Annotated in this window: 3 protein-coding genes; all 3 read left to right on the top strand. The window is 61.9% G+C overall.

Annotated features, from left to right (window positions below):
- Positions 1 to 54: 54 nt before the first annotated feature.
- The gene (locus NKI66_RS32590; protein WP_352754077.1) at positions 55 to 492 is read left to right on the top strand and encodes a transposase; all 438 of its coding nucleotides are present in this window, start codon (positions 55 to 57) and stop codon (positions 490 to 492) included.
- Positions 489 to 833, top strand: coding sequence for an IS66 family insertion sequence element accessory protein TnpB (gene tnpB / locus NKI66_RS32585; RefSeq protein ID WP_096453731.1), 345 nt, complete (start codon positions 489 to 491; stop codon positions 831 to 833). The genes NKI66_RS32590 and tnpB overlap by 4 nt, the downstream gene beginning before the upstream one ends.
- A gap of 73 nt (positions 834 to 906) precedes the next feature.
- A partial coding sequence (locus NKI66_RS32580) for an IS66 family transposase (protein WP_352754076.1) occupies positions 907 to 1,195 on the top strand: 289 nt, incomplete at its 3' end.

Genomic DNA, 1,195 nt, shown 5'->3' with positions numbered 1-1,195 from the left:
GTAAGCGCCAAGCTGACCCCATCTGGCGCGGCTTGAGGTGATGAGCGAGAGATAGTGGCACTGAAGCAAGGAGCCGAGGAGCTTGCAGTGTCAATTTCTATGTCTGCGCCTATGCCTGATGATAGGAGTTTCCATGTTCTTGAGGCGGTCCCGAACCGGCTGGAGGCAAGCCCGCAGCGTCCGCGGCGGCGCTGGTCGGCGGAAGCGAAGTCGCGGCTGATCGAGGCGACACTGAAGCCGGGCGCGAATGTATCGGCCATTGCCAGACAAGCGGGGATGGCGCCCGCCCAGCTGTTCGGCTGGCGGCGCAAGGCGATCAAGAACGGTGCGGTCACGCCGCAGCGAGATGCGGATCGGCTTGGCTTTGTCGAGGTCACCCAAGCGGCGTCTTCGACAGTGGAGATCTGTTTGGGCGATGTGGTCATTCGGGCCGGCGCCGACGTCGGCCAGGATCATTTGGCCAGGATTATCCGCGCGGTCCGCCAGGCATGATCCCGGCCGGCGTGAAGGTGTTGGTCGCCAGTCATCCCGTTGATTTTAGAAAAGGTCCCGACGGCCTTCTGGCCCTGGTGCGCGATGCCGGCTCGGATCCGTTCAACGGTGCGCTTTATGTCTTCCGCGCCAAAAGAGCGGACAGGATCAAGATCGTCTGGTGGGACGGCAGCGGCGTGTGTCTTTATGCCAAACGGTTGGACGACGCGAAGTTCTGCTGGCCGCGGATCGGCCACCACCGGGTCCAGCTCAATCATGCTCAGCTCATGGCTCTGGTCGACGGAATGGACTGGAAACGGGTTCGGACGGAGACCGTCAGGCGGCCGCAATCGGTTGGGTAAAACCCTGCGGCATGATGAATCAGGGGGCTGAAAAAGCGGGAAAATTGCCCGCGAATATGCTCTGATTTTGGCCATGTCGGCACCCGATCTCGCGCTCCCGGACGATGTTGACGCGCTCAAGGCGATGGTTGTTGCCATGGCCGAAAAGGCCGCCCTTCTGGAAGAGCGCAACCTCCATCTCGAGCTGGTCAACAAGAGCGCCGATGAGCGGATCGCACGACTGACGGCGATCGTGAAGATGCTGGAGCGGTCGCGCTTCGGCAGCCGCTCCGAAAGGTTGCGGACCGGTGCGCTGAGCGAAGAGCAGTACGCTCTCGTCTTCGACGAAATCGAAACTGGCGTGGCGGCCATCGAAGCGCAGA

It is taken from the genome of Mesorhizobium sp. M0518 (genome assembly GCF_040321125.1).
Taxonomy (GTDB): Bacteria; Pseudomonadota; Alphaproteobacteria; order Rhizobiales; family Rhizobiaceae; genus Mesorhizobium.
The sequence above is the reverse complement of the archived record's forward strand: the minus strand, read 5'-3'. Positions and strand labels throughout refer to the sequence as shown.

Coding starts and splice junctions, on each gene's coding strand:
- tnpB (WP_096453731.1), top strand. CDS start 489: ATGATCCCGGCCGGCGTGAAGGTGTTGGTCGCCAGTCATCCCGTTGAT.